This is a genomic window from Pseudoalteromonas sp. P1-16-1b, from assembly GCF_001401785.1.
In the GTDB taxonomy this organism is placed as follows: domain Bacteria; phylum Pseudomonadota; class Gammaproteobacteria; order Enterobacterales; family Alteromonadaceae; genus Pseudoalteromonas; species Pseudoalteromonas undina.
Genome location: NZ_LKGQ01000019.1, coordinates 43,232 through 67,716, shown reverse-complemented (window position 1 = coordinate 67,716; position 24,485 = coordinate 43,232). Strand labels below are relative to the sequence as shown.

26 protein-coding genes are annotated in these 24,485 nt (G+C 38.8%); 14 read left to right on the top strand and 12 right to left on the bottom strand.

Annotation, left to right across the window (positions count from 1 at the left end; all coding sequences use genetic code 11):
* Positions 1-8 precede the first annotated feature (8 nt).
* The gene (locus AN392_RS13730; RefSeq protein WP_055013031.1) at positions 9-740 is read left to right on the top strand and encodes a VacJ family lipoprotein; all 732 of its coding nucleotides are present in this window, start codon (positions 9-11) and stop codon (positions 738-740) included.
* Between the two features lie 57 nt (positions 741-797).
* On the opposite strand, the gene AN392_RS13725 is transcribed toward AN392_RS13730, so the two are convergent.
* The gene (locus AN392_RS13725; RefSeq protein ID WP_010387954.1) at positions 798-2,021 is read right to left on the bottom strand and encodes an EAL and HDOD domain-containing protein; all 1,224 of its coding nucleotides are present in this window, start codon (positions 2,019-2,021) and stop codon (positions 798-800) included.
* 344 nt (positions 2,022-2,365) lie between these two features.
* On the opposite strand from AN392_RS13725, the gene putP reads away from it, so the two are divergent.
* Positions 2,366-3,877 (top strand): sodium/proline symporter PutP, encoded by a 1,512-nt coding sequence (putP, locus tag AN392_RS13720; RefSeq protein WP_054201697.1) that lies wholly within the window; start codon positions 2,366-2,368, stop codon positions 3,875-3,877.
* A 214-nt stretch (positions 3,878-4,091) separates the two neighbouring features.
* Here putP and AN392_RS13715 read toward each other — a convergent pair whose 3' ends face one another.
* Positions 4,092-4,391: a YebG family protein gene (locus AN392_RS13715; protein ID WP_055013030.1), complete on the bottom strand. Its 300-nt coding sequence runs from the start codon at positions 4,389-4,391 to the stop codon at positions 4,092-4,094.
* Positions 4,392-4,687: 296 nt separating this feature from the next.
* Between AN392_RS13715 and AN392_RS13710 the strand changes: the two genes are divergently transcribed.
* Positions 4,688-4,981, top strand: a complete 294-nt coding sequence (locus AN392_RS13710; protein WP_055013029.1) for a ComEA family DNA-binding protein — start codon at positions 4,688-4,690, stop codon at positions 4,979-4,981.
* A gap of 12 nt (positions 4,982-4,993) precedes the next feature.
* Here the strand turns inward: AN392_RS13710 and AN392_RS13705 are convergent, their stop codons facing one another.
* Positions 4,994-5,296: a hypothetical protein gene (locus AN392_RS13705; RefSeq protein ID WP_010387958.1), complete on the bottom strand. Its 303-nt coding sequence runs from the start codon at positions 5,294-5,296 to the stop codon at positions 4,994-4,996.
* 1 nt (position 5,297) lies between these two features.
* Positions 5,298-5,816, bottom strand: a complete 519-nt coding sequence (gene dsbB / locus AN392_RS13700) for a disulfide bond formation protein DsbB (protein WP_010387961.1) — start codon at positions 5,814-5,816, stop codon at positions 5,298-5,300.
* Positions 5,817-6,205: 389 nt separating this feature from the next.
* Here dsbB and fadR point away from each other — a divergent pair, with 389 nt between their 5' ends.
* Positions 6,206-6,919 carry a fatty acid metabolism transcriptional regulator FadR gene (gene fadR, locus AN392_RS13695; RefSeq protein WP_008109093.1) on the top strand — a complete coding sequence of 238 codons (714 nt, stop codon included), beginning with the start codon at positions 6,206-6,208 and terminating at the stop codon, positions 6,917-6,919.
* Between the two features lie 233 nt (positions 6,920-7,152).
* Entirely contained in the window at positions 7,153-7,758 is a 606-nt protein-coding gene (locus tag AN392_RS13690) for a peroxiredoxin (RefSeq protein WP_008109095.1), read from the top strand.
* Positions 7,759-7,821: 63 nt separating this feature from the next.
* Here AN392_RS13690 and AN392_RS13685 read toward each other — a convergent pair whose 3' ends face one another.
* Both AN392_RS13685 and smpB read right to left on the bottom strand, forming a co-directional pair.
* Positions 7,822-10,416, bottom strand: coding sequence for a TonB-dependent receptor (locus tag AN392_RS13685; RefSeq protein ID WP_010387964.1), 2,595 nt, complete (start codon positions 10,414-10,416; stop codon positions 7,822-7,824).
* Positions 10,417-10,707: 291 nt separating this feature from the next.
* Positions 10,708-11,187 carry an SsrA-binding protein SmpB gene (gene smpB, locus AN392_RS13680; protein ID WP_008109102.1) on the bottom strand — a complete coding sequence of 160 codons (480 nt, stop codon included), beginning with the start codon at positions 11,185-11,187 and terminating at the stop codon, positions 10,708-10,710.
* 148 nt (positions 11,188-11,335) lie between these two features.
* On the opposite strand from smpB, the gene AN392_RS13675 reads away from it, so the two are divergent.
* On the top strand, positions 11,336-11,776 hold the full coding sequence (locus AN392_RS13675; protein WP_054201695.1) for a type II toxin-antitoxin system RatA family toxin: 441 nt from the start codon (positions 11,336-11,338) through the stop codon (positions 11,774-11,776).
* Positions 11,773-12,096 (top strand): RnfH family protein, encoded by a 324-nt coding sequence (locus AN392_RS13670; RefSeq protein ID WP_010387968.1) that lies wholly within the window; start codon positions 11,773-11,775, stop codon positions 12,094-12,096. Before AN392_RS13675 ends, AN392_RS13670 begins: the two co-directional genes overlap by 4 nt.
* A gap of 54 nt (positions 12,097-12,150) precedes the next feature.
* Here AN392_RS13670 and AN392_RS13665 read toward each other — a convergent pair whose 3' ends face one another.
* On the bottom strand, positions 12,151-12,510 hold the full coding sequence (locus AN392_RS13665; protein ID WP_010387969.1) for an outer membrane protein assembly factor BamE: 360 nt from the start codon (positions 12,508-12,510) through the stop codon (positions 12,151-12,153).
* 106 nt (positions 12,511-12,616) lie between these two features.
* Here AN392_RS13665 and AN392_RS13660 point away from each other — a divergent pair, with 106 nt between their 5' ends.
* The gene (locus AN392_RS13660; RefSeq protein WP_055013028.1) at positions 12,617-12,958 is read left to right on the top strand and encodes a GIY-YIG nuclease family protein; all 342 of its coding nucleotides are present in this window, start codon (positions 12,617-12,619) and stop codon (positions 12,956-12,958) included.
* On the opposite strand, the gene AN392_RS13655 is transcribed toward AN392_RS13660, so the two are convergent.
* From AN392_RS13655 to ilvC, 4 genes are all read right to left on the bottom strand, one after another.
* A complete protein-coding gene (locus tag AN392_RS13655) occupies positions 12,904-13,677 on the bottom strand; it encodes a M28 family peptidase (RefSeq protein WP_235575594.1) in 774 nt (257 codons plus the stop codon). The genes AN392_RS13660 and AN392_RS13655 overlap by 55 nt on opposite strands.
* A gap of 139 nt (positions 13,678-13,816) precedes the next feature.
* Positions 13,817-15,007, bottom strand: coding sequence for a tetratricopeptide repeat protein (locus AN392_RS13650; protein WP_055013026.1), 1,191 nt, complete (start codon positions 15,005-15,007; stop codon positions 13,817-13,819).
* A gap of 77 nt (positions 15,008-15,084) precedes the next feature.
* Complete coding sequence (locus AN392_RS13645) at positions 15,085-17,004, bottom strand: methyl-accepting chemotaxis protein (protein WP_055013025.1); 1,920 nt, start codon at positions 17,002-17,004, stop codon at positions 15,085-15,087.
* A gap of 160 nt (positions 17,005-17,164) precedes the next feature.
* Positions 17,165-18,631, bottom strand: a complete 1,467-nt coding sequence (ilvC, locus tag AN392_RS13640; RefSeq protein WP_055013024.1) for a ketol-acid reductoisomerase — start codon at positions 18,629-18,631, stop codon at positions 17,165-17,167.
* Positions 18,632-18,768: 137 nt separating this feature from the next.
* Here ilvC and ilvY point away from each other — a divergent pair, with 137 nt between their 5' ends.
* From ilvY to AN392_RS13610, 6 genes are all read left to right on the top strand, one after another.
* The gene (ilvY, locus tag AN392_RS13635) at positions 18,769-19,674 is read left to right on the top strand and encodes an HTH-type transcriptional activator IlvY (RefSeq protein WP_010387979.1); all 906 of its coding nucleotides are present in this window, start codon (positions 18,769-18,771) and stop codon (positions 19,672-19,674) included.
* 90 nt (positions 19,675-19,764) lie between these two features.
* A complete protein-coding gene (locus AN392_RS13630) occupies positions 19,765-20,811 on the top strand; it encodes a GGDEF domain-containing protein (RefSeq protein WP_082424815.1) in 1,047 nt (348 codons plus the stop codon).
* A gap of 111 nt (positions 20,812-20,922) precedes the next feature.
* Positions 20,923-21,762: a MipA/OmpV family protein gene (locus AN392_RS13625; RefSeq protein WP_055013023.1), complete on the top strand. Its 840-nt coding sequence runs from the start codon at positions 20,923-20,925 to the stop codon at positions 21,760-21,762.
* Between the two features lie 13 nt (positions 21,763-21,775).
* A complete protein-coding gene (locus AN392_RS13620; protein ID WP_055013044.1) occupies positions 21,776-22,141 on the top strand; it encodes a DUF3019 domain-containing protein in 366 nt (121 codons plus the stop codon).
* A 14-nt stretch (positions 22,142-22,155) separates the two neighbouring features.
* Positions 22,156-22,848 (top strand): response regulator, encoded by a 693-nt coding sequence (locus AN392_RS13615; protein ID WP_010387984.1) that lies wholly within the window; start codon positions 22,156-22,158, stop codon positions 22,846-22,848.
* A 26-nt stretch (positions 22,849-22,874) separates the two neighbouring features.
* Positions 22,875-24,110 carry an ATP-binding protein gene (locus AN392_RS13610; protein WP_055013022.1) on the top strand — a complete coding sequence of 412 codons (1,236 nt, stop codon included), beginning with the start codon at positions 22,875-22,877 and terminating at the stop codon, positions 24,108-24,110.
* Positions 24,111-24,217: 107 nt separating this feature from the next.
* Here the strand turns inward: AN392_RS13610 and AN392_RS13605 are convergent, their stop codons facing one another.
* A complete protein-coding gene (locus AN392_RS13605) occupies positions 24,218-24,439 on the bottom strand; it encodes a DUF3820 family protein (protein WP_055013021.1) in 222 nt (73 codons plus the stop codon).
* Positions 24,440-24,485 lie beyond the last annotated feature (46 nt).

Sequence of the window (24,485 nt, the reverse complement as noted above, 5' to 3'; positions counted from 1 at the left end):
GATTTGAGATGTTAAAACAAGGCTTACTTTTATTATGTTTACTCACCTTATCGGGCTGTGCTCAAGTGCCCGAGAGTAAATATGATGAGCGCGATCCCTTACAAAGTGTAAATAGACCCATTTATGACTTTAATATGGACGTACTCGATACCTATATTTTAAGGCCAGCAGCAGTGGGTTACATCACTGTTACACCGCAGCCTGTTCGTCGGAGTATTGTGCACTTTACCGATAATATTACTGCACCCGTTGATATTATAAATGCCGGCCTGCAAGGAAAACCAAGCAGTGCTGGAATTAATTTTGCTCGTTTTTTAGTGAATTCAACGGTGGGTATATTTGGCATATTTGATGTAGCCAGCTCACTTGGGCTTGAAGTAACTAGCGAGGACTTTGGCCAAACGCTAGGTGTGTGGGGAGTGGGTGATGGTGCTTATTTAATGATTCCAGCAATGGGGCCGTCTACTGCGCGTAACTTAACTGGTGATGTAGTTGATAATGTTGTACTGCCTGAAATAGCACTGACTACACCACAAACTATTTTAGTGTTTGCACTAAAAGCAGTTGAAGCGCGTGCGTCATTAATGGCTCAGGAAGGTTTATTAAATGATTCGTTAGACCCATACTTATTTATTAAAGACATTTATTTTCAGCGTCAATTATATGAGCTATTTGATGGTAACCCGCCAATAAAAGAAGAGCCTGAAGATTTTGATGAGGATTTCTTAGAAAGCCTTTAATAATAATAAAAACGCCAGCAAATGCTGGCGTTTTTGTTAATAGGCATTAAAGATCTCTTAGCTATCAATCATCACTCGCATTTGCTCACTAACCCAGTTGAGTGCTTCGTGGTATGCATCAGGCACTTCATCGCCTAAGTTTAATTGCTGGGCTTTATCGTTCGCAGCTTGCCAATCACCATGCTCATACAGAGTGACTAAATTTAAGTATTCAGCAAGTAGCCCTTCATTTTTTAACAGCGCTGTTTTTATCTCATTTGACAGAGGTAACTTAAGCATTACGCTGTCCATTTCTTCATCTAATATCGCATCCATAAGCGACATCATGCCGGTTAAGAACGCCATACCTGTATCTTTAAGTTTGCCATGTGAAATAGCTAACAACTCACAAAAACGCGCCCGTGTTAACGACAGTCTAATAAGTTCCAATGGCTTATCTGCAGATACTTGTGCTGCAAACAATAAAGAGAGCAGTTTTTTTATTTCAGCAGCCCCTAGTACAATTAGTGCTTGTTTTATAGTGTTTATTTCAGAGCGGCGGGTAAATGCCGCTGAGTTGGAATAGCGCAAAAGCTTGTAAGATAAGTTAACATCACGCTCAAATACATCGGTGATCTTCTTAAGATCCATTTCTACACTGGATGTTTCATAAAGCAGTTCAGCCAGTGCCATGCCAGATGGCGGTAAGGCTTTACTTTGCACCATCTCGGGTTTTGAAAAGAAAAAGCCTTGAAAGTACTCAAAGCCCAACTCAAAAGCTTGGTTGTAAAGCTCGTAAGTTTCAACTTTTTCTGCGAGTAACTTGATATGTGGGTAAGGTTTTAAGTCTTCAATGATCGTTTTAACGGTTTCCATATCGCACGTTAAAAAGTCAACTTTAATGATATCAATAAACGGATAAAAGTGACGCCATACCGGTTGATGCGCATAGTCATCTAGGGCGAGTGTGTACCCTTTCTCTTTTAGGTCTTTAACTATTGCTAGCAGACGTTTTCCTGGCTGAACGGTCTCTAGTATTTCAATCACAACCCCGTTTTTGTTTAATAGCGTGGGGTAGCCTTTTAATAAGGTGTCTAAAGTAAAGTTAATATAAGCGGGTTTATTATCGGTTAAATCTTCAAGACCAAAATTAAACTGGCTGCCTTCAATTAGGCGAGACGTTGCTTCGTCGCCGTCAATGTTCGGAAATACATTATCTACTCCATCACGAAATAAAAGCTCGTAGCCAATTAGTTCCTTATTGCGATCTAAAATAGGTTGGCGAGCAGCGTAAAAATACATATAAGATTCCGAAACAGTAGAAATTGATTAACATTGTAATAATATATTGGAAAACATTCAAAATAGCATCGGTAAAATGAATTTTATTAATAAATTATCATGGCTTAGGTGATTTTTATTAATCTAAACTCATTGTTTTTTATTCTATTTGTTTTAAAAGCGAGCGAATAGATGGTTTTTTATCTACTTAAATTAGCGGGTTGGAGTTATTAGCAATTACCGTGTTATAGTTGGGTAGAAAGCTTTTATTCCAATACTGTCTTAATTATAAGATTTCAAGAGTCATTATTTGGATTACAAGCCTGTTATTACTTTTTTAAGTGGAGGCGAATTTGGAAACAGGAATGATTATTTCACTGGCATTGTACTTTATTGTAATGCTAGGAATAGGACTATACGCATATAAGCAATCTACCAGTGATATTTCAGGGTATATGCTAGGTGGTCGTAATTTAGCCCCCAGTGTAGCTGCCTTATCGGCTGGTGCATCAGATATGAGTGGTTGGTTATTAATGGGCTTACCCGGCGCAATGTATTTATTTGGGTTGAGTAAGGTTTGGATTGCAATTGGTTTAGTATTAGGTGCGTGGGCAAACTACTTTTTAGTCGCCCCAAGACTGCGTGTCTATACTGAAAAAGCCAATGATTCCATTACTATCCCCGATTTCTTTGCAAATCGTTTTGATGACAACAAAAATATCCTACGTGTTATCTCTGCAATAGTAATTATAGTTTTCTTTACCTTATACACTTCATCGGGTGTTGTTGCCGGTGGTAAGTTATTTGAAAACTCATTTCAAATGAGTTACGAAATGGGCCTATACATCACCACTGGTGTGGTAGTGGTATATACCTTATTTGGTGGATTTTTAGCGGTTAGCCTTACAGACTTTGTGCAAGGCTGTATTATGTTTGTGTCGTTGTTAGCAGTGCCAATTGCCACTTATATGATGCTTGACCAACCATTTATGGATACCTTAGCAAATGCAAATTATCAGCAGTTACTAAGCTCGCCTAAAGCAAGCGAAATTCATTCTTTAAGTATGCTTGACTGGTTTGCTGGTGGTTCTACTATTGCTATTATTTCTGCAATGGCATGGGGTTTAGGTTACTTTGGTCAGCCGCATATTATTGTTCGTTTCATGTCTATTCGTTCAGTAAAAGAAATGCCAACCATGCGTCGTATTGGTATGTCTTGGATGACGTTATCTGCTATTGGTGCGGTATTTACTGGCCTATTTGGTGCTGCATTTATGATTGAAAATCAAATGCCGATTGCCGATAAAGAAACAATTTTCTTAGTATTGGCTGAATTAATTTTCCACCCGTTAATTGCAGGTTTCTTACTGGCGGCTATTTTAGCTGCGATTATGAGTACTATCTCATCGCAATTATTGGTGTGTTCAAGTTCTTTAACTGAGGACTTTTATAAGATTTACTTAAATCGTAATGCTTCGCAAACTGAGCTGGTATTAGTAGGGCGTATTAGCGTGATACTGGTTGCGTTATTTGCAATTTACTTAGCGTATGACCGCAATAGTTCAATACTAGATTTAGTAAGTAATGCATGGGCAGGTTTTGGTGCTGCATTTGGTCCATTGGTATTGTTTAGTCTTTACTGGAAGCGTATGAACCTAAAAGGGGCTATTAGCGGTATGGTTGTTGGTGCTCTAACTGTGCTTGTATGGATTTATGCGCCTATTACTATTAATGGTGATAGCTTAAGCAGCGTGATATATGAAATCGTCCCTGGATTTATTTTAGCAAGTATTGCTATTGTAGTAGGAAGCCTTGTAACTGCTGAGCCGAAAAAGGAAATTACTGATCTGTTTGATGAAGTTGAATCGTCATTGTAATTGATTAGCTAACGTAAAGTTTTGGTTTAAAAAAATGCCAACCAGTTTAACTGGTTGGCATTTTTTATTGACTGACTTTTAACAATAGCAAATTGTGATGACTTACTCGCTTCTCGTTATCATTACTTAAAGACATAAAAAAACTGAATACGAATCACGAATTCAGTTTCATAAATTAGTAGTCGGCTTATAAGCTGCATTACTGTTTTTTAGATTAGTTCGCTGCTTTATCTTTTATATCAGCAACGTTATCTGACTTTGTTTTTTTAGCTTTTGCAGGTACTTCTTTAGTCCCCTTAAGTACCGCCATAAAGTCGTCTTTACTTTTCGCAATCTCAAGTGCAAGCGACTCAACTTGTTGTTCACTTAGAGGCACATCTACTTTTTCAAGCATTAGTTCTAGTGACTCGGCGATATCGAGCATTTTGTCATAGGCATCAGCTTCTTTTTTAGTAGTAAACGTCATGCGCTCGACTCCGTTTCGTTCTACAACATATTTAACAACAACAGCCATGATTTCTCCTGCTTACTTACGTGGCAATATGATTATTTTAAATCATTAGATTACTGTTTTTATGTACAGTACAAGCTTGCGCGTTATTTTGCAAGCTTTAGCCTTAGTTTATCTGCAGCTTAATTGACAATAAAGGCCAACTCTACTTTATTTATTAAGTCACTTTATAACGCGTTGCAGTAAAGGAGTCGCAAGGAGTGATTGTTACCGTTAGTACTTAGTAACCACAACTTACTTAAAAGTGCTGGGTGTAAATAATCAACGAATGTTCATGTAGGAACACAAAAGGAAATAGTATGAAATTAATTAAAATAATCTCGTTAGCAGCTGCTTTATGTTTATTACCTATGGGTACCACCTTTGCGCAAAGCGATATGCTATCAGAGCAGATGCAATCAGCCATGGTTAATATTAATACTGCTGATTTAAAACAGTTAATTAAGTTACCAGGTGTCGGTAAGAAAAAGGCACAGGCAATTATCGACTATAGAGAAGCTAATGGTGATTTCGCATCACTTGAAGATCTAGCCAAAGTAAAAGGGGTGGGTAAAAAAATGCTAGCCAAACTTGATGGTAAGGTAACGTTTTAACTAAAAAGGGCGCTATGCGCCCTGATCAAACTGTTTTAAGGCAGCACCAAGGTGCTTTTTAGCAAAGTTAATATCTACTGGTGCTGTTAATAGTGGATAGCTCAACCCAGCTACAATCAAAAAGGGCACCAGTAACCAACCTTCGAAAAGAGTAAATATTAAAAAGAATGGGCTTAATAGCATCAGTTTGAGTATGCGTATAAAGACCCTGTCACTGGGTGATAGCATGCTTAAAGAGATAGCTATAACAGTTTGTCGTTGACGAACTTTTAAATGTTTAAGCTCATCAACTTGGCTTGAAAAAAAAGTAAACATATTAAAGTGACTTTTTAGTAATTAATCGACTGGCCACTAATATAAACAGTGTGGCGGTAAAGAGTACAAAAATAATTTCCATCCATGCTGGCATACTTAGGCTGGCAAATTGCCAATCTATATTTCCGCAATCACCTGTCGCTTCAAAAAATTGCGGTATCCAGTGATGTAACGGCATAAATTCTGGAAAATTTGGCTCAAATTCACAGCTAAATGCAAATGGGTCTGTGGTTGTTTGCATTTCAATATGCTCACGAGCTATTAGTAGCCCCCATACACTTGAAATCCCCCATGTTGTATAGGCAACAATACGTACTGCGAGATTGTTTGGTTTACTAGCTCCAATAATACCCGCAAAAAGTAGACCTAATACTGCGGTGCGCTGGTAAATACACATAATACATGGCGCTAACCCCATGTTGTATTGAAAGAAAAGTGCAGTAACTTCAAGTAGAAAAACAATCCCACTGAATAATAACCAAGGTGTACGCTGAGTACTTAGATTAGCAAGCCAGTTCATAACAAATCCGTATTTAAATAAGGGCTTAGATTATGACTTAGGATAAACAGCGGGGCAAGTAAAAGGAAAAAACGAGGGCTATGAAAGCTTGTCGTCCCTCAAAGTTAGAGATCCTGTGCTGCATGACTTCCCCTAATAGACCTACTCAGAGCCATCAAGTTAATCTGATTCATGAATAGGAAAGAGGTATAGAATAATAGTTAAAGTGTCTCGTATGAATAATAGGTGGGCATTCATATTGTGTTTAATTTCTACCAGTAAAGTTACCCTTTTAATCACATACCTAGGTAATTTAACTTACTTTACTTGTTAGTTGTGACTTGTCTGGTACAATCAGTCAGTTAATCGTATGTAGCGATGTAATGTGAATTAATTCGAGTAGGAATTGAATGAGAATTTTTAAAGCGAAAAGCCCAGCAGGATTTGCTGAGGAATACATAGTAGAGTCAATCTGGAATGGTGATTTCCCTCCAGGTTCAATTCTGCCAGCTGAGCGTGAACTCTCAGAGTTAATTGGTGTTACTAGAACCACATTGCGTGAAGTATTACAACGATTAGCCAGAGACGGTTGGTTAACAATCCAACATGGTAAACCCACTCGCGTAAATAATTTTTGGGAAACTTCAGGACTAAATATCCTTGAAACACTGGCTCGTTTAGACGAAGATAAAATGCCAGAGCTAACTGATCAGTTACTTTCAGCTCGCACTAACATCAGCGCAATTTACACTCGTGCAGCAATAAAGCTTGCACCAGAGCGTGTTATTGAAATTTTATCGCAAAGTGATGAACTAGAAGACAGCGCACAAGCATTTGCTGATTATGACTATAAAGTGCACCATGAGTTAGCTGTTGCTGGTAACAACCGCATATATGTGCTGATCCTTAATGGTTTTAAAGGCTTTTATTCTAAGATTGGTTGTCATTACTTTTCAGATCCTCGTACCCGTGAGCTTGCACGTCAATTCTATAAAGATTTAACTAAGCTTGCTGAGAATAAAGAGCACGATGGTGCGATATTCATGATGCGCAAGTATGGTCATCAAACCGGTGAAATATGGCAACATATTCGCGGTGATATGCCTAGCGACATTATGGATTAGTAAAAAAGCCTGCTTAAAGCAGGCTTTTTTATGAACAATAATTCGTGCATTTATCAAGCGTTCGCTATTTTAGAACGGCGCTATCTATAAATACGATTGTTAATTTATTTTTGATAGCCATAGAATAATGATTAATTAGATATGGTGCTATTGTAATTTAAGAATTAGTGCCCATATTACTATCAGTATTGCGTAAGCAATTGACAATAAACTCAAAATATTTGGAGAATAAAATGGGTGTATTAGTAGGCCGCCAGGCACCAGACTTTACCGCTGCAGCTGTTCTAGGTAACGGTGAGATTGTAGATAGCTATAACCTTCACGAAAAAATCAAAGGTAAAAAAGCAGTAATCTTTTTCTACCCACTAGATTTCACTTTTGTATGTCCTTCTGAGCTTATTGCTTTTGATAAGCGTTATGCAGAATTCCAAAAACGTGGTGTAGAAGTAATTGGTGTTTCAATCGATTCACAGTTCTCACACAACGCATGGCGTAACACGGCTGTAGCAGACGGCGGTATTGGTAAAGTTCAATACGCACTAGTTGCAGACGTTAAGCACGAAATCTGTAAAGCATACGACGTTGAGCACCCAGAAGCCGGCGTTGCATTTCGTGGTTCTTTCTTAATCGACGAAGAAGGTAACGTACGTCACCAAGTAGTGAACGATTTACCACTTGGTCGTAACATCGACGAAATGATCCGTATGGTTGATGCACTAGCATTCCACAGCGAGCACGGCGAAGTATGTCCTGCTGGTTGGACTGAAGGTAAAAAAGGAATGGACGCAAGCCCTGAAGGCGTAGCTAAATTCTTATCTGAAAACGAAGGCGAGCTATAATTTAGCCCTTTAGTTTAAGATAAAAAAACCGCCATATTGGCGGTTTTTTTTATTGCTCTTTAATTAAAACGAAAAGCTCACTTTAGTATAAATATAACGACCTCGAGGGTTATGTACACCCGATGCGTAACCATACAGATCTGAATCACCGTCACCAATTGCAAATGGTGGCTCTTCATCAAATAAGTTATTAACACCTAACGATACTTTAGCTGACTCAGTAATACGATATGAGGTTTGTAAATCAACCAATACTTGAGAATCAACAGTACGTGATGTATTACTATCGAAGTCTAAGTTGCCATCGAAATCGATATCTGGCGTATCTTCAAACTCACCCACATAACTAATGTTCATGTTCGTGTTGAATTGGCCAATTTCCCAGTTTGTTGAGAAAATCCAACGGTGCTCTGGGTAACCATATTCACCGGTGTAATCGCGGCCGTCTTTTTCAAATTTATCTTGGTAAGCCCACTCTAAATTGAATTTCAGTAAGCCTAAATCATCCAGTGAATGGTTGTAGTTTGCTGAAATATCTACGCCAGAAACTTCTTGTGATGAAACGTTTTCAAAAGTACTGAAAATCTTTTGAATAGTTCCTAGGCTGTCTGTACCTGATGGTGGTAAGCGAACACATACTGTACTATTTTGGTTATTACACTCTGAGTTGTAAATTGGACCAAACTCTTGCTCATCAATCTTATTATCTTGGGTGATACTCCACACATCAACACTTAAACCAAAGTCAGTTGTGGGAGCCCAAATAAACCCGACATTCCAAGATTCAGACTCTTCAGCTTCTAAATCTGGGTTACCGGCAAATTCAATGTTGTAATCTAGCGCATCACAATCTTTACCTGTTGCATCACAGCGATAGTTATCAATAAAGAACTGACTCTCCTGAGATGGCCCTAAACCTACTTGTGCCAGTGAAGGTGCTCTAAAGCCTTGCGCCCAAGAACCACGAACTGTGATTTCATCAGTAGGTGCCCAGCGTAAAGCGACTTTAGGATTTGTGGTGGTACCAAAGTCACTGTAATCATCGTAACGACCTGCAAGTTGTAGTTCTAAGTTCTCAGCAAGTGGAATTGAAAACTCTACATAGGCAGCGTATTGGTCGCGCTCTGCGGCAGCTGAAACTGACTCGGTACCAAAGATTAATCCACGTTGAAATTGATCATCTGGCGTATCAGTTACGTCTTCTTCGCGGTATTCAATACCGGCTGCCATCATGACAACATCATCACCAAAGTTAAATGCTTCACCTGAGATGTTAGCATCGAACGACGTCATATGAGACTCACCTTGGCGAACCAAGCTTGTAGTAATCCTGTCAATTACAGCCGGATCATTGTAAGTGCCGCCAAATGGGTTGTAGTTGCCAGCGTCAATTTCTTGTTGTAAGAAGTCGGTGCGAACCCAACCTTGTGAGCGATCGCCTGTTTGTAATGACTTGCTACGACCTTTTTGTACCGCTGTTTCCCAACTCCAGTCGTTAATTTCACCTTTTAAACCAGCAACAAAACGTAATGTATCTGATTCGATATCCCATTGACGCGCACCTGCATCCACTGTTCTGTAACGACCAATTTCAATATCTTGACCGAACGGGTTATTTGGATGATTCCCTGGTACAGTTAAACCTGCATCTTCATCGAGTGGCGTTGGTGCACCCGCTGCAACTGAGCTGTTATGCTGTACAGCCATTTCTAAAAAGCCGGTGATGCCATTGTCAAAACGGTATTCAAATTGTGAGATTGCGCCCACACGTTCTGATGCAGGGGCAATATAGCCGAATGGACCATAGTCAAATAAACAACTACCGCTTGATGTTGCGTTTTCTGCAGGACATGCAGGGTCGATTGTTTTAACGCCATCAACATAGAAGTAGCCAGGGAAACCACGTGAAGAACGGAAATCTTCACCGCCATATGGAGACTGATTAGCGGTACCTAAGCGGCCCATTTCATCTGATGATAAAGAAGTGTTTTTAAAGTAATCAATAATAACGGATGCACTACTTTTTGCACTTGTTGTACCCCAAACAATGCTAGCCGTGGTTTCTTCATAGTTAGGACCATCTGTGCCGCCGTAACCTAAATTAACTTCAATACCGTCGATGTCTTTTTTCAAGATAACGTTTACAACACCTGCTACAGCATCAGAGCCATAGATTGCTGATGCGCCATCTTTTAAAATATCAATACGTTCGATTGCTGAAACAGGAATACTGTTTATATCAACAAATGAGTTGGTGATCCCTTCTGCAAATGCGCTTATAGCAACACGACGACCATTAATAAGTACCAAGGTAGCATCAGCCCCTAAACCACGAAGGCTGACGGCAGCTGAACCATTAGCGGTCGAGTCTTGGTTATTACCTCGGGTTGAAAAGGTACCATTACCTGCAACAGGCATTCTTTCAAGCAGCTGTTGTAGGTTGTCATAACCCATGTTTTCGATGTCTTCTTTATTAATGGATTGTACTGGTGATGGGCCTTCTATATCGGAACGTTTGATACGAGAGCCTGTTACTTGAATACGTTCTACTTTTTCTGCAGTTTGCTGTGCAGCATAAGTTGTTGTACTAAAACCTGCTGACAATGCGATAGTAGCACCGATGATTAAGCTCGGTGTAAATGCAATTGATTGCTTCATCCTTAAGTCCTTGTTGATATGTTATAATTTACTTGTTTTTACAAGTCGAATTATTAATACCATGTAACTTAAGTGTTATCAATTAGCCGCAAAGATGATTTTGTTATCGGCACGAATATGTACTTATTTTCTTAATAAAGGAAACGATGGGATACTCGCTATCTGGTGCGGGAGGGGGGTCTTCTCATTATTTAAAAATAAATCACCGAGCGACTTTAATTTGTAATAATTTGTATTTTGCTAAAAATTTAATTAAAAAAAAACGCCTAACATGATGTTAGACGTTTTTATTTAAACTTTATGTTTCATTAAACGTTCTTTTTCACGGGACCAATCTTTATTTTTGCCGTCTTCACGTTTGTCATGCATTTTCTTACCTTTAGCTAAATGGAATTCAAGCTTCACCCAGCATTTTTTCCAATACATAGCGGTGGCAACTAATGAATAACCATCACGTTCAGTTGCACCAACTAAGCGGTCAAGCTCACGCCTGCTTAGTAGTAATTTACGGTAACGTAGCGGGTCACAAATAACATGGGTCGATGCGCTATTTAAAGGCTGAATGGTACTGCCTAATAAAAATGCTTCACCGTTTTTAAGATGAATATAAGTTTCAGAGATATTTACTTTACCTGCTCGGATACTTTTTACTTCCCAGCCTTGGAGTTCAACACCTGCTTCAAACTTGTCGTGTAAAAAATACTCGTGTCGCGCTTTTTTATTTAGCGCGATGGTATTACTTGTCGATTTTGATGAATTTTTCTTAGCCATAGTGCCCTATAATATACGTTATACAAGATGTTTTACATCGATTTTTTTAAATTATACATGCAAAAGCGAAGGATTAATTTAAGCGCGATGAAAGTTTGGGGAAACGCACAAAGCTTGCTAAAATTCCTGCACACAGTTGGGAGTGAGTATGCCACAAATAGAAAAAAGCGCGCTGGTTATGTACAGCACTAAAGAGATGTTTGATCTAGTCAATGATGTAGAAGCCTATTCACAGTTTTTACCTAATTGTTCAGACTCAAAAATTATTAAGCAGCATGATAATAACATGACCGCTAGTTTAGAAATATCTAAAGCCGGCATAAAAAAATGGTTTACCACTGAAAATACGCTAATTGATGAGCAAACAGTGATGCTTCGCTTGGTTGATGGTCCTTTTAAAACCCTACAGGGTCGCTGGCACTTTCAGCAATTAGATACACATGCGTGTAAGGTTAATTTACAGCTAGAGTTTGAATTTTCAAGTAAGCTAATAGAGCTAGCGTTTGGTAAAATTTTTAATGATGTGGCAAAAAACATGGTGAGTGCGTTTACTCAACGTGCAAAAACCGTGTATGGAGAACGTGCATGATCAATATTGAAGTTGTGTTCGCGTTACCCACTAAGGCAACCACATTAAATATAGAAGTGCTGCAAGGCACAACGGCTGAGCAAGCGGTAATACAATCAGGGATTATTAAAAAATGCCCTGAGATTGATGCAACCGATTTAACTTTAGGCGTATGGAACAGAACGGTGAAGCTAAATCATGAGCTTAAAGATGGCGACAGAATTGAAATTTACCGCCCATTAATTGCCGACCCTAAAGATGCTCGCAGAAAACGTGCTGAAAAAGCCAAAGAGGAGGGCCGCGCTAATAAAGTCACTGGTGGCCGGCCGTTAGAACGTTAGATACAAAAAAGGTGAGCCATGCTCACCTTTTTTAATTAAACCTTATATAGCTTCTTATTGCTCTAAAGGCGTTGTAAAGTTTTCTGGTTGCTCATAGTCGCCCGATACTGTAACTAGCTTTTCATTTTCAAAGTTTAGTACTAATGATTTAAACTGTTCATTAGCACGCCCTTTATTGAAGCTGTATACATAACGCCAAGTATTTTTATCGAAGGCGTCTTCGGCAATGGGTCTGCCTAATACGTAAATTACTTGTTCGCGAGTCATATTAACGCGAAGCTTATCAACGTCTGATTGTTCTAAAAAGTTACCTTGAGGGATGTTGATTCTGTATACCCAGCTAGAACAACCTGCGGCTGAACTAAGCGTTAAAGCGACGATAAGCCAAAGAGAAAAAGTTTTTAACGACTGCATTGTTAGTTGTGATCCTTATTTTTTATAATCTGCATGATACCGATTAGTCACTCAAGGTAAAACCCTTTTGAGTAATTGTTTTTGTTTAGCGCGTTAAGGCGAGGTTTTGACCATTAATAATCAAAAAAGTTTAAACAATGAGTTGTGCAAAATTAAAAATAAACCGCCAACTTGGTCACTTTATATTGTGCAAACACGGTTTGGTCATTGGTATACCGGTATTACTATTGATGTTGCTCGACGTATCGCTACTCATCAAGCAGGTAAAGGAGCAAAAAACCTCAAAGGTAAAGGGCCGCTTATGCTGATTCATCAACAACAAGTAGGTACTAAAAGCGACGCAAGCAAATTAGAATATGCGATAAAAAAACTTCCACGAGCAAAAAAAGAGGCTTATGTTGCTGCTTTTAAAGAGGGAGTTAATACCGCGGAGTTTGTCAAAAGCTGATTAATAAATTCCTCAATTAGCAATACGGCTTCTTGATAGAGGGGAGCGTTAATATTTTCGAGCGTATCTTTGGCACTATGGTGGTAGTTATCTGCCCCCATAGAAAAGTACACATACGGAATTTTTTGTTTAGCGAATGAATAATGGTCGCTGGCTCTGCGCCAATCTATTTGTTTCGTGTTGGTGAGTCGGCTCATTTTTCGTGATGAATAAACAGGCTTTAATTTGATCTTGTCCCCGTTAATCTGAGTAAATAACGGATTAAGCTGGGCTTTTAAAGATCGACTTGTTAGCGCGTATAAACGCTTATGTGACTTTTTAATTGCCAACATATCTAAGTTAATATTTAAAACAATCGGGAGCTGGCGTATTGTTTTAGCAAAGTGCTCACTGCCGTGTAAACCATTTTCTTCAGCGTCTGTTGCAACAAACATAAAACGATATGAAGAAGAATCCGTTAGCGCATTCGATAAATAAAGTAATGCAGCAACACCCGAGGCATTATCGTTAGCACCTGGGTGTAATTTTCCTGCTTTTAGACCTAGATGATCATAATGCGCAGTAATAACAATTACAGGTAAATCTTTTACAGTATTAGTGGCAATAATATTAACGCCTTGTGCGCTAGAGAACAGCCCTGAGGAATAAGTAAAAGGTTGTTCACTTACTGTAAGTTGATGCTCTTTGAAGCGTGTTTTTAAATACTCCCTTGTGAGCAAGGCTGCATGGCTATTCGTTTTTCTACCAGCTAACTCCGAGCTGGTTAATATAGTTAAATCAGCTAATAATTGCGGCTCAATCTGTTTACAAAGGCCGCTCCAACTTATAAAAACTATGATACAGGTTAAGCTAAATAATTTAATAATGATTCGCCTTAGCGGCGAGTGACTTTAATGCGATAAGCTTATTATCATAGCGCTGTTTTTCATGATCAAAGTCTGCTTTTTTTCTAGCTTTACGCAAATGAAACTCCGCTCTAGTTATATTATTTAATTCAAAATAACTGCGCGCTAGCCCAAAGTGGCTTTCATGAAGTGTCGGTGACATAGCGTTTGCTTTTTTATAATGGCTAATTGCATTTGCGTAATCACCATTTACATAGTCACTGTTACCAAGCGATATATGATAGTAAGGGTTTTCTTGGCGCTTTTTGTCAAGCTTTGCCAATAGCTTTTCGCCTTCGGCTACTCTATCTGTAAGTTTATATAATAATGCTAAATTACCTTGCGCAGTATTACCATTGGCGTTTAAGGCAATAGCATAGCTGTACATTTGCTCCGCTTGCTTTAAATCATCTAATTGTTTAAAGAGTACCCCTAAATTGCCCCAGCTAGCACTAAATGAAGCATCGGTATTAATTGCGGCTTTGAAATAGCTATACGCTAAATCATAGTGTTTATTTACCAGTGCCTCACCGCCTTTATTATTATAAAACATGGCGGTCACTCGTTTTTTTGACAGCGATGAGGTTGCAAAACGGGCTTGTCGGCTATTGGGGTCAAAATCAATGATTAAGCGCTTATTACGCTGATAAACAAGTGAGCTGTCTTTGAGCTTAGTTTTATTGTCTATGGCAAGGTTGATGTGCCCAGTGAGTAAATTAAATCCTTGATTTAACGCCCAGTACTCAGGAACATGTACTTTTTGAAAGCGGGCTTTAAGGCCTAAATGTTCGGCTAAGCTATACGCTAAAATAGAGAGGGAAAGACAATTAGCATTTAAATTTTGATAGCTTTGAGATGCAGTTTGTGTGCTAGTAGATTGGTAAGATAGTGAGTTATCACCATTTGTGAGTAAAAAACTAAGTAGACTATAGGCAATTTTATCAGCCGATTTATTTTTTTGTACATAAGCACTTAATTGCTGTTTGAGACTCTGGTCGAGTTGAAATATTTGCTGCTCAGACTCGACGGGCTGCTGTTGAAGTTGCATTGGGGGAGTAATAATAGGAGTTGGCGCGCTTAAATTGGCGTTATTTTTAGTGCTACACGCACTTAAGCTCAGCAAGCAGACAGCCAGTAAATAATGTTTACCTTGAACAGCACTCATACACACCTCTGTACAAAAAACACACTTAAGTATAGTGGTTATTTTGTACAGAGGTTATTTAAAACGTAACAAACTATTTAACGCTGCTGATTAAACGTGGCAACTAGCGCATCAAGTGTTTGTGCGCTGGTGGCTAAGTCACGAATTGCTTGTTCGGTATTTATTTGTTCACTCATTGATTTATCACTGATCTCACTAATTTGCTCAATACTTCCACCCACATCGTTCACTACACTGCTTTGTTGTTCGGTGGCTGTGGCAATTAGAGTTGCCATATCGTTAATTTCATTCGCTGTTTCAGTAATAGTATTAAGTAACTCAACCGAGTTTTGCATTGCGCTAACGCTTTGTTGGGCTTTATTTTTTGATTGGCTAATATCATTTACAACATCATCTGAAATTTGAGTGAGCTCTTCAATCATTGATTGAATTTCAGTGGTTGATTGCGACGTACGATTTGCCAGTGCTCTTACTTCGTCAGCAACGACAGCAAAACCTCGACCATGTTCACCTGCACGTGCAGATTCAATGGCTGCATTGAGAGCCAGTAAGTTGGTTTGCTCTGAAATCCCTCTAATTGAATCTACAATACTGGCAATGTCTATGGTTTTTTTAGAAAGCAGTGCAACTTGCTCGGTAATACCATCGATGTCGCTGGCAAGGGCTGAGATTGTCGTCTGGCTTTGTAATACTTGTTGATGGCTTTGTTTGGTATTATCGCGACTATCGTTGGTTAACTTAGCTGCATTCGCTGCACTTTGTGCTATTTCTTGCACTGTAGCGCCCATTTCATTGATCGCTGCAGCAACTGAAATAGTTTGCTCTTTTTGTTTATCCAGCGCTAAGGAGTTTTGTTTTGCTTGCGCAAAGACATGATCAGAACTTTGACGAATACCATGGCTTTCATCAGCGACTTGCACAATGGCGGTTTCTATTTTCTCAATAAACTGGTTGAACCCTGACGTTAAATTATTGAGTTCAGGTTGAGGTGATGCTGGTAGACGATACGCTAAATTAGCATCACCGCGGCCTAAACGAGAAAACAACTCCGCCATTTTTGATAACGGTGAGGCTAAAGAGCGAGCTAACAAGTAACTGATCACGCTTGCGATAAGTGCTGTAATGATAGTGAATGTGAATATTTGCCACTCGAGGGTGTTTACACTTGCGAATACCTCGCTTTTTGGTACTTGAGCCAACACAAATAAGTCGGTGTTTTTAATTGGTGTGGCAGCAATCAGCGTGGCTTGTCCGTTAATATTTACTTCTTCTAAAGTAAAACCATTTTCATCAAGTAATTTGTTATGAATATTAGCACTGTAAATACTATCTATATTAACCTTAGCGACTTTAGCTGCATCTTTGTGTAGCTGAATTAAGCCACTTTTATCGGCAATAAATACAAATCCTGACTGCTCAATTTTAAATTGCTGTAGTAGCTTTTGCATATCAGTAATGCTTTTTGCTAAGCCCGCCAAGCCGAATCCATTAGGCTGTTGGTGATTAACAAACATTTTTACATCGTTTGCCGACTCTTGATAAATACTGATTGAATAAGGTTGTTTTGATTGGGTAAAAGCAAAAAACCAACCATCTGCAGCATCACTTTTCAACACCCGTAAAAAGCCATCTTGATTCCAATATTGCGCGGTATTTTTATTTGCCCACGAAGCAGTTGCAAGATCATATTGCTCAACTAAACGATTAAGTTCTTTGAGTAATAACGCATCGTTGGTGTTGCCAGAGTTTGCCCAATCTAAAATAAAGGCATTGGCAGAAAGCTGCTGTGCTGCGCCTAAAAGTTCATTGATCTCCCCACCAATATGATTACTGATTGTTTGCAGCTTGCTTGGCAGTTCTGATTCGATCATGCGTTGCTCAATAATATTCTTTGAGTTATGTAAAGACGTCAAACCAATTAATACAGCAACACAAATAGCAATGATGCTTCCAAGTGCTGTAATTTTTTGAGTAATAGAGAGATTTTGTATCGTCATGGTAGTGCTTATATATTTACAACTGAGGCAATGAGGCGATTATTCTAGCACATTATTTATTTTCGGCTATTGATGATTAATTTACATTAAAAAAGCCCACAGAAAAATGCAAGTGGGCTTGGTTTCTAACAAGTGAAAGTTCTAGGGTTATAGGGTTAAACTATTTTTTCATTGCCGACATATAGCCACGTAATTTAGCACCAACTTTCTCAACAGGATGTTCACGCAGTGCGGTATTTATTTGAATCAAGGTTTGATTATCTACTTGATTTCTCTGCTCATTTAAGCCTTTGCCAATAACATCAGTATCAATATCTTGCATAAATTCTTGTAGTAGCGGTAAACATGCATGGTTGTATAAGTAGCAACCATACTCTGCAGTATCTGAAATAGTACGATTCATTTCAAACAGCTTTTTACGTGCAATGGTGTTTGCAATTAACGGTGTTTCATGCAGTGACTCATAATAAGCTGATTCTGCAATAATACCGGCTGCAGTCATGGTTTCAAACGCCAGCTCTACGCCTGCTTTAACCATGGCTACCATTAGAATGCCGTTATCAAAAAACTCTTGCTCAGTAATTTCTACATCACCCGCTGGGGTTTTCTCAAAATGAGTTTCCGCGGTTTCAGCACGCCATTTTAGTAGGTTAGCGTCATCATTTGCCCAGTCTTCCATCATGACTCGTGAAAATGTGCCATCGATAATGTCATCTTGATGTTTGTTATACAGTGGGCGCATGATTACTTTTAATTGCTCGCTTAATTCAAACGCTTTTACTTTGGCTGGGTTTGATAGGCGGTCAAGCATATTAGTAACACCGCCATACTTAAGTGCTTCTGTGATCACTTCCCAGCCATATTGAATTAGCTTTGAGGCATAACCGGCATCAAGGCCTTTATCAATCATTTTATCAAAACATAAAATAGAGCCCGTTTGTAGCATGCCACATAAAATGGTTTGCTCACCCATTAAGTCAGACTTAACCTCGGCGATAAACGATGATTTAAGTACTCCCGCTCGATGACCACCCGTACCTGCGGCATAGGCTTTTGCTTGTGCCAAACCATGACCCTGAGGATCATTCTCTGGGTGAACCGCAATGAGTGTTGGTACACCAAAGCCGCGTTTATACTCTTCACGTACTTCTGAACCAGGGCATTTTGGTGCAACCATAATAACGGTAATGTCTTCACGAACTTGCATGCCCTCTTCAACAATATTAAAGCCATGTGAATAGGCAAGGGTTGAGCCGTGTTTCATTAATGGCATGATGGCATTAACAACCGCAGTGTGTTGTTTATCAGGCGTTAAGTTAAGTACTACATCGGCTGTTGGGATTAATTCTTCATATGTACCCACTTTAAAACCATTTTCCGATGCATTTAAGAATGACTGACGACGCTCAGCAATTGCTGAATCACGTAGTGTATAGGCTACATCTAAACCAGAATCACGTAAATTTAAACCTTGATTTAAGCCCTGTGCGCCACAGCCTACAATTACCAATTTTTTACCTTTAAGTGCAGCAACACCGTCGTTAAATTCGTCTGCGCCCATAAATTCACATTGTGCCAACTGCGCTAATTGTTCGCGTAAAGGTAAGCTATTAAAATAATTTGCCATGATAAGTTTCCCATTAATTCAGTTTGTTAGATGCAATACTTTTGCTTTGCTTGGAATAACCATATGAAAATTCTCTTCTTGCGTAAAATGATATATTTGAATTAAAGTGTTTCATAATATGAAATACCGGTGTTGTTATGGATCATAAGCATTTAAATTACTTTTTGGCGTTGGCAAAAACGCTTCATTTCTCTCGTGCCAGTGAGTTATGCCACATAAGTGCGCCTACTTTAAGTCGTAATATTAAGCAGTTAGAAGATGAAGTAGGGGTGATGTTGTTCCAGCGAGATAATCGCAGTGTCAAGCTTACTCGCGAAGGCGTTGCATTTAAGGAGTATGCTAGTGCAACGCTTAGTAATTGGCAGCGTTTTAAGGCCAATTTAAACGAACCGCAACAACATATTTATGGCAATGTGAGTCTTTATTGCTCCGTTACCGCATCTTATAGTTTTTTGCATCATATTTTGGAGCAGCTCAGGGCTCAGCATCAGCATATTGAAATCACCTTAAATACGGGCGACCCTGCTCTGGCAATAAATCGTGTATTAGACGGTCACGAATCCATGGCTATTGCAGCTAGGCCCAGTAAATTACCTGCACAAATTGCATTTGTAGATATTGGTTACTCGCCACTGGTATTAATTGCGCCCACTATTCAATGTCCGATCACAGAAAAGCTAACTAATAACAGCGAGACTATTGATTGGTCAGAGCTTGAATTTATTGTTGCTGAACAAGGGTTTTCACGACAAAGGTTAGAGCAGTGGTGGCGAAAAAATAACGTGCAAGGAAAAATCTATGCACAAGTCGCTGGGCATGAGGCTATGGTATCTATGGTGAGTTTGGGCTTAGGCGTGGCCATGATCCCAAAAATTGTTCTCGATAATAGCCCTTTAAACGATAAAGTTCAGATTTTGGATAGCAAAGATGAGCCCCCACAAGGTTTTAAAATTGGCCTAGCGGTATTACATAAAGAATTAAATGATCCTGCTATTAGTGCACTGTGGAATATTGCACAAAATATGGGAGAAAACATAATATAGGCTTGTTGGATGATAAAAAAGTGTTAATATAAGCCACTAATATTTATGTGTTTATTAACATCTTTGTTGTGATGTCTGAGAGTTTCAATTATGGATAATACTGCCTCACTTGCTCATTCTGCCCAGTGTTTAAAAAAAGCCATTCCACTTATGGTGAAGTACAAAATGCCAGTAACGCCAATAAACTATGCGATTTGGTACTGTTATGTACAGGGCGATAACCCGCAACTAAATACAGAGCTTGATAAAGTTATCGGTCAGCACAATACTTGCTCAGCTCAAAATGCACAGGAAATATTTGATAAATACATAAACGACGAAGAATTAGCGTTTTTTCAACAAATGTCTGAAAAATTTCATGGTACGGTAGAGCAAGTACAGTTTGACTTGAGTGACTCTATTCAGTATTCAAAAAGCTTTACTACTTCGTTAGTTGACTCACAAAATGAGTTAAAAACACTCTCTAGCATTAACTCATTTAATGAAATTCTATCTTGTGTTGAACGTCTAACAGATGAATCAATCGCAATGCAAGATTATGCTCGTGGTTTCCAAACTAAATTAGCGCAAGCATATAATGAGATAAAAGATTTAAGAGAAGCCCTCACTATGACTCAAGAAGCGGTTGATAAAGATTCACTAACGGGGTTATTTAATCGCGGTAAGTTTGATACTGACATAGTCGAGTTTTGCCTTCATGCATCTTCACAAGATGAGCAAGATAAGTTAGCCGTGTTAATAATGTTCGATATTGATCACTTTAAACGTTTTAATGACGATTTTGGTCATCAAAAAGGCGACGAGGTACTCAAACTTGTTGCTCAAAAAGTGCAGAATAGCTTGCAAGAACAATACAATGCGTATCGTTTCGGTGGTGAAGAATTTTGTATTACAGGTTACTTTGATAGCATTAATGATGCGATGACATTCTGCAATCAGTTGCGTTTGAGTATTGCTAAATTAACTATTCGTAAAAAAGAAGACAGCGATAATAAACGTAATATCTCAGCAAGTTTTGGTATTGCTTTAATGGAGCCTTTTAGTAAAAGCTGTTTATTAGTAGAAAAGGCTGATAGAGCACTTTATTTAGCTAAAACCCATGGTCGAAATCGAGTTGAAATAGCCGCCAATTTGTAAACGTGTTCCGTTTGTATCAAATTTGTTAATGATTGTAACCCTCTAGAGCTTGTACTTATACTACTTGCTACTATAGGGTCAAAGCCACTTTATAAACTAGTGAATAACCCCATGGTGTTACATCTGAGAATAAAAATATGCATTTTATTGGTGTTGTTTAGCGCTAATGCCATTGCTCAGACGCAGCAACATATCTCTACTGATGAACTTAAAATGAGTGTCAGCTTAGGGGGAGGAGTGATCAGTAACCCTTTACATGGTGCAGACAACATTCCTTTGGTGGTGGTTCCACAAGTGGCTTATTATGGCCAAAATTGGTTTTTTGATAACGGTCGTTTAGGCTACTCTTTTATACAAAGTGAGATGCATAACATTAGCTTTGTGTCAGAAATTAACCCAGAATCACGATTTTTTATTGACTGGCACCCGCAAAATATATTCCCGCTCACAGCAACGGCTAATAACGAAATATTAGAATCGCAACACATTGAATCTCCTCGCCAGATTAATATCAATAATATTCAAAAAAGACGAGTGGTGCTGGATGCCGGCGTCAGTTATGTTTTTGTAAAACAACAACAGGTATTTTCTGCGCAATTATTGCATGACGTAAACAGTGTTTATAATAGCTTTAGGGGCTCGCTACAATGGCAATACCATTTTGATCTTAAGGTGTTAGAACTTAAATCGACCTTAGGCGTAAACTACAAATCAGCACAACTAAATAACTACTTTTATGGCTTAAACAACACAGAATCTTTATATGGTGAAATAGAAGTTGGTAGTAGCTGGCAACCTTATGCTAAAATCGACGTCCGTTGGCCGGTAGGTAAAGCCAACGCACTTCGTTTTCATTTAGCATATTATGACTATTCAGCAATGGATAGCAGTCCGCTCTTTGAACATGACTATTCAATGACCGCCTTTATAGGATTCGAACATACATTTTAATATGAAGTGTTTTATGTTGGTTGTGTTTGCAGCTTCATTTTTTAGCAACCTAAGTGTTGCAAAAGCCTCTTCACTTATCGTATCACCCAAAGTCTGTGTGGTTTCCGAACAACAAGAATTTTGTGATCTTGAGTTAAAATTTAAGTGGCAACTGTCTGAGCCAAGTGATGTGTGTTTATACCAGCAAGATACCCAATTGCAATGTTGGCAAGGGGTAAAAAAAGGGCAATTTAGTTATAAAGCGCGTGTTCAGGTGGAGACCATATACTCCCTGATTAATCCCCTTACAGGTGTGTCATTAGCGAGTGTGCAAGTAGAAGTGCAAACAGCATACGCTAAGAAAAAACATCGGCTACGCTCACCTTGGAGCTTTTTTTAATTTAGGAGCAGTAAATGCCAAAGATATTACTTGTTGAAGATGACTTAGGGTTGCAACAATTAACCAAAGACTATCTTGAGCATAATGGCTTAGAAGTTGACGTATTAGAACGCGGTGACGAAGTGTTTCCTTATCTGAGTGAAAACCATGTTGATTTAATCATTCTAGATGTGATGCTGCCAGGAAAAGATGGCTTTAGTGTGTGCCGTCAAGTGCGCGACAAATACACCTTACCTATTTTAATGCTTACTGCAAAGGGCGAAGATTTTGACCAAGTTATCGGCTTAGAGCTCGGTGCTGACGATTACGTTATTAAACCTGCAGAGCCGCGCGTACTATTGGCGCGAATTAGTGCTTTATTACGCCGTGGACAGCCTAGCGTAAAAGCCATAGAAGAGCTTAAGTTTGGTGACTTATCAATAGATAAAACTAGCCGTATTGTAAAGCTAAGTGGTGTTGAAATCGTATTAACCTCACATGAGTTTGAATTGTTGTGGTTATTAGCTTCAAATGCAGGAGAAGTGCTCAGCCGAGAACATGTGCACCAACATATGATTGGACGTGAGTACGATGGGCTAGATCGAACCGTTGATGTACGTGTGTCTCGAATTCGTAAGAAGCTTGGTGATAACAGTGATAAACCATATCGTATTAAGACAGTGTGGGGACAAGGCTATTTATTTGTATCAGATGCTTGGGACATGTAATTAATGCAAGGTATTAGGCTAGGTTAATGGGAAAGCTATTTATTAGCCTTTACGTGTATATTATTGCTTCTTTGTTTATTGCCAGTGGTGTTATAGAGCAGCTTTGGCCGTATGATGAATCTGAGCAACATGTTTTGTTAGATAATGAATTTGGGCAATCATTATGGCTGCTTTCTCAAACGCCAGATGGTCTTGAGCAGCTAAAGCATAATTTTGATAGCCAAGTTATCGCCCAACAAGATTTGGTTCTCCCTCCTGAGCAGCAAACACAATTAGCTCAAAATAATTACCTTTACTTGTACGATAAGCAGCAACGTATTGTTTGGTATGTCACTTTAAATAACTCTCAGTTATTACAAGTAGGTCCTGTAGGTGTTAAAGCTAAAAACACTGGGACCGTGATACCTTATTTATTAGTTTTATTTATTATTAGCTTACCGATAGGGTTATGGAGCTTATTGTTATGGCGAGATTTTGCCAAGCTCAGTCAAGCCTGTGAAGCGGTCGGTGGGGCGCAAGACTTTCAATTAAGCGACAGCTCTAAATCATTCTTTTTACCCATCACTGATACATTAAAAGTAATGCAGCAACGGATAGAGTTTTTACTGAGTGCTCAACAAGAACTGACCTCATCAGTGTCACATGAGTTCAGAACACCATTAGCCCGTTTGAAGTTTGCAATCGCAATGATAGAGAATAAAGTTCAAGATGGCAAAGCACAGCACTATTTATCTGATATGCAAATGGATATTCATGAGCTGGAATCCTTGGTATCAGAAATGTTGGAATACGCTCGTTTAGATACACAGCAACCAAGCTTGCAATTGGTTCCCTGTGATATCGTCGCATTAATTAAAGCTAATATCGAAAAAGTAACTTTTGATACACCTATTAAATTAACCACAACGTTACCGAGTCAATTTATAAACGTATGTGATAGTCATTTCATGTCGCGAGTGCTACAAAATTTAATTAGTAATGCACTGAAACATGCTACGCAAACTGTGCATATTAGTTTAACTGCCAACGCCGAAAAGTTATTTCTGGTGATTGAAGATGATGGCCCAGGTATTGCGGATGCTGAACGTGAGAAAGTGTTTAAACCTTTTACCCGTTTAGATAAAAGCCGTGATAAAAAAACCGGTGGGTTTGGATTAGGGCTAGCAATTGTAAATAAAATTATTAGCTGGCATAAAGGGCAGTGTAAGATTGAAGACTCACCATTGGGTGGGGTTAAGTTTATTATTACCCTCGAAAACTGAATCCCAAACAATAAAAAAGCGCCATAAAGGCGCTTTTTTGCGGTTTAAAACCAAAAAATCAACAAGTAGCAAATAGATAGACAGACCCTTTATAGAAAAGTTCTATTTTATTTACTATTTTTTTCTAGTAATGGTATCAGCATTTGCTCTAAGCCATTAAGCTTCACTTCGTACATCATTGCGAGCTGAGAGCCAAGCTTGCTATCAGGAAAGCCTTGTTGTTTAAACCACACTAAATATGGCTCAGGCAGCAAAAGTAAAGGGCGTCCCGCATACTTGCCAAATGGCATAATGGTGTTAATCGCGATTTTTAGTTGTTGAGGATCCATTACTGACATCTTTTATAAATAATGGGGATAAGTGTAAGGGATTTTA